The sequence below is a fragment of the Neochlamydia sp. EPS4 genome (genome assembly GCF_000813665.1).
In the GTDB taxonomy this organism is placed as follows: Bacteria; Chlamydiota; Chlamydiia; order Chlamydiales; family Parachlamydiaceae; genus Neochlamydia.
This window is the reverse complement of record NZ_JSDQ01000090.1, coordinates 1-4,567: the sequence shown is the minus strand read 5'-3', so window position 1 is coordinate 4,567 and position 4,567 is coordinate 1. Positions and strand designations below refer to the sequence as shown.

At 38.8% G+C, this 4,567-nt stretch carries 2 protein-coding genes; both read right to left on the bottom strand.

The window, feature by feature from the left end; translation table 11 throughout:
- On the bottom strand, nt 1–621 hold a 621-nt coding region (locus DB42_RS08735; protein ID WP_044882643.1), incomplete at its 3' end, for an F-box protein.
- A 68-nt stretch (nt 622–689) separates the two neighbouring features.
- Nucleotides 690–4,547 carry a tetratricopeptide repeat protein gene (locus DB42_RS10640; RefSeq protein ID WP_052436102.1) on the bottom strand — a complete coding sequence of 1,286 codons (3,858 nt, stop codon included), beginning with the start codon at nt 4,545–4,547 and terminating at the stop codon, nt 690–692.
- Nucleotides 4,548–4,567 lie beyond the last annotated feature (20 nt).

Here is a 4,567-nt window from a genome sequence, read left to right as displayed (position 1 = left end):
TTCTAAGCCGCTTATCCAACTTCCTTTTTCTATTATTTCTTCTGCTCTTTTACTATCTCTGTGTTTAACAATGCCTGAAAGCACTTGTCTTAAATAAGAAATTTTATCGCTGGGTATATCAAGCAATGGAATCTTTCTAGAAAGCCCTTTATAGCTTCCTAAAAAAGCATTAAAAAAGCAGTCGCCGTCACTTGCAACACCTTTTAATTCAAAGCCTTCTTTATGTAGATAAGCAGCTACAGCATTTACTTTTGATTCCTGTGAGCCGCTAATAATAGTCGCTGGATTACACCATAAGGATTTAGCTATTTGAGGGGGGCTCCAGTGAGGCGGAGAAGGATCCAAGGAATTTGCTGCATTAGCAGCAAGCTGATTATAGGTGGGTAAATTACTTTTAATTTTCTTTGAATGAAGTCTTTTCCATTCATCAGTTTTCTCAATTAATTGCTCCCACTCTTTACAAACACCTCGTGCGCTAGTTAGATCTTGCTGACTCAGCTCCTGGAAAATCTTTAAGCTAATTTCTGCATACGGGCCTAGCCCTAGATAAGGCTTTTCTTTTGCTAGTTCCTTAAATGCAGTAAATATAAAAGAGTTAATAGAGAAACTTTCTAGGTTCATAAGTTTATCCTCCTTTTATCTAGCTTTATTTTCCCCTGCACTTCATATTACCTCAGCCTAAACAATTATTAATCAGTAAATTTTTTAGCATCTCCTTGTGAAATGGTTTTTAGCTTATTGGCTAGCATTACCACTAAAGGATGGTTTTCATTAAAAAGTTTAAGAGCAATAGCAAGCGCTTTTTTAATATACTTTTTCGCTTGGTCTAAATGGCCTTGGGCTTGGTAGATTGCTCCCAATTCTTGGTAGATTCTTCCTAGGTGATTGTAATAGATTACCACCCTGGGGTGATTTTCGCCGAAATGGTTAAGATCGATGGCAAGTGCTCTGTTGATATGCTCTTCCGCCTGGCCTAAATTTCTTTGGTCTTTGTAGATTTGTCCTAGGTTGTTGTAACAAATTGCCACCGCGGGATGATTTTCACCAAAAAGCTTAAGAGCAATGGCAAGCGCTTTGCTACTACACTCTTCCGCCTGGCCTAGATTGCCTTGGTCTTTGTAGATTTGTCCTAGATTATTGTAATCTTTTGCCACCTCAGGATGATTTTCACCCAAAAGCTTTAGGTTAATGGCAAGCGCTTTGCTACTACACTCTTCCGCCTGGCCTAGATTGCCTTGGTCTTTGTAGATTTGTCCTAGATTATTGTAATCTCTTGCCACCTCAGGATGATTTTCACCCAAAAGCTTAAGGTTAATGGCAAGCGCTTTGGTGCTATACTCTGCCGCTTGGACTAAATTGCCTTGGCTTTGGTAGATTTGTCCTAGGTTATTGTAATCAATTGCCACATGGGGATGATTTTCACCCAAAAACTTAAGGTTAATTGCAAGCGCTTTGCTGCTACACTCTGCCGCTTGAACTAAATTGCCTTGGCTTTGGTAGATTAGTCCTAGGTTATTGTAACCAATTGCCACATCGGGATGATTTTCACCTAAAAGCTTAAGGTTAATGGCAAGCGCTTTGCTGCTACACTCTGCCGCTTGGACTAAATTGCCTTGGTCTTTATAAATTTGTCCTAAGCTGGCATAATTGATTGCTACATCGGGATGGTTTTCACCCAAAAGCTTAAGGTTAATGGCAAGCGCTTTGCTGCTACACTCTGCCGCTTGAACTAAATTGCTTTGGCTTTGGTAGATTAGTCCTAGGTTATTGTAACCAATTGCCACATCGGGATGATTTTCACCCAAAAGCTTAAGGTTAATGGCAAGCGCTTTGCTGCTACACTCTGCCGCTTGGACTAAATTACCTTGGTCTTTATAAATTTGTCCTAAGCTGGCATAATTGATTGCCACATCGGGATGATATTCACCCAAAAGCTTAAGCTCGATAGCGAGTGCTTTTTTAGTATACTCTTTCGCTTTGTCTAAATTACCTTGCTCTTTGTAGATTTGTCCTAGGTTATTGTAACAAATTGCCACATGGGTATGATTTTCACCAAAAAGCTTAAGCTCGATAGCGAGTGCTTTTTTAGTATACTCTTCCGCTTTGTCTAAATTGCCTTGGCCTTGGTAGATTTGTCCTAGGTTATTGTAATCAATTGCCGCATGGGTATGATTTTCACCAAAAAGCTTAAGCTCGATAGCGAGTGCTTTTTTAGTATACTCTTCCGCTTTGTCTAAATTGCCTTGGCCTTGGTAGATTTGTCCTAGGTTATTGTAACAAATTGCCGCATGGGGATGATATTCACCAAAAAGCTTAAGCTCGATAGCGAGTGCTTTTTTAGTATACTCTTCCACTTTGTCTAAATTGCCTTGGCTTTGGTAGATTTGTCCTAGGTTATTATAACAACTTGCCACATTGGGATGATATTCACCAAAAAGCTTAAGCTCGATAGCGAGTGCTTTTTTAGTATACTCTTCCGCTTTGCCTAAATTGCCTTGCTCTTTGTAGATTTGTCCTAGGTTATTGTAACCAATTGCCACATGGGTATGATTTTCACCAAAAAGCTTAAGGTGAATGGCAAGCGCTTTGCTGCTACACTCTTCCGCCTGGCCTAACTTGCCTTGCTCTTTATAAATTTGTCCTAAGCTGGCATAATTGATTGCTACATGGGTATGATTTTCACCAAAAAGCTTAAGGTGAATGGCAAGCGCTTTGTTGCTACACTCTTCCGCCTGGCTTAAATTGCCTTGCTCTTTGTAAATATGTCCCCGATTAATGCCATATATTGCCAGCGTAGGATGATTTTCGCCAAAAAGCTTAAGGTGAATGGCAAGCGCTTTGTTAATATATTCTGTGGCTTGTTGTAAGTTGCCTTGCTCACAGTAAATGATTGCAAGAGCATTTAAAACCCTCGTATTTTGTGGATTTGCTTCTTTCGCTAAAAGAAACCATTTTTCTGCTTTTTTATGTTGAAAAAGCCTCCGGTGTATATCTCCGTGCGTCTCTGGTGAGTTATCCTCCAAATCAGAGGATTTAAGATGATCTTCATTACCCGCTAAAAATTCGTGAATAGATTGATAAAAAGGAATGAAGGTGCGGTAAATTCTTTTTATCTTTTTTAAAATTGTATGATCTAAGGCAAACTGCTGTTGAATAAGCTCTGCATCCTCAAAGCCAAAAGGTTTAAGGAGGGGATTCATCATCTCCTGTTGTGCTTGATAATGTGAGTAAGTTTTAAGACGCATGAATAAGGCTAAGCTCATCCATTCCTTTAACCTTTCAGTGGCCCCTTTCGTTATAATCTCTAACTCCCTTAGTTTATCAATCCTAGTAAAAGTGTCGGAAGCTTTTACTTTTTTAAGAAGCGCTAGCCGGTCAAGAGCTAAATGAGGAAATCTATAAAAATCATTTTTAACTTTAAAAAGCATGCCGTGCCTGTTTAAATTACCCATTTCTGGATTAAAAGCTTCCATATCAGCTAGCACAAGGTGCTCTTTGGCTAAATACTGACGCAGATCAAGGTTTTCTTGATAAGATGTAGTGAGTATTTCTTGAATTTTTCCATCATAGGCTTTAGTTAACTCCTCATTGCCTAGCAAATGAGTAAAGTTTAGCAACTCCATAGGAAGATAAGGCTCTTTTTTATGCCACCACTGGCCTTTTTCATCTTTACCTACATATTGAGCCATCTTTTCAGGGGTTTGGATAAGCTCAAACGTTTTACCATTACCCAAAGGAGTTTTACAGCCTTTTCCTTCTACCCCTGCTCCATCAAAGGCAAAGCCCCGTGGTGTTACACTGTCAAAAAAATTGATGGCTTTTAAGCAAGGAATATTTAAAGCAGGAAGGATAGTTTCTCCTAAGTTGATGACTTGCAAGTGAAGTAGATATGTGAGATTCTTAAAGTACTTTTTATTTATAGGATTGTCGTCTTGTACAAGGATACCAAATTCTAAGTCGGAATAAGGTGTCATTTCTTCCCTAGCTAATGAACCAAAGCCTATCATGGCATATTCACAAGGCGCAGTATCTAATTGATGCATGGCTTGTATTACAAGCTGTCCGAAGAACACCTTTATCTCATGAGCTATCTCATGATAAAGCTCTCTTACTTCTAGGGAAGGAGGGTTCTCTGGCAAAGTTTGAATTTTCTTCTCTATTTCTTCTCTAAATTTTTTTAATTTGTTACGATTGCGTTCAAATTGCTTCTCTATTAACATAGAATCAAAAAGTTTACCTTTACATTCTCTAACAAGTAAATTCTGTGCTTGAGCAAGTCTAGCTTTAAGAGCTTTTTGACGCTCTTGAGGAGCTAGGCGTAAGGCATAATTATAAAGGCCTGCTGCTTGTAGGAGCGTTTCCGATGTTTGTTTTCTTAGATAGATGTCACCTAATTCTTCTATGCAAAAGCTTTCTTGAATAGGATCTTTCTCTTGGACAGCAATTTGTAAAGCTAAAGTATAGGTCTGTTCTAATTCTTTTATCTTCTCGCCTGATAAAAGCTCCTGGCTTTCCAATGTTTCTAGGGGGCTTTTTAATGCATTCATCGATAGAGAATTAGAAAAAA

Bases quoted from the DNA above. Each gene is read 5' to 3' on its own strand.
- DB42_RS10640 (WP_052436102.1), bottom strand. From the start codon at position 4,547: ATGAATGCATTAAAAAGCCCCCTAGAAACATTGGAAAGCCAGGAGCTT.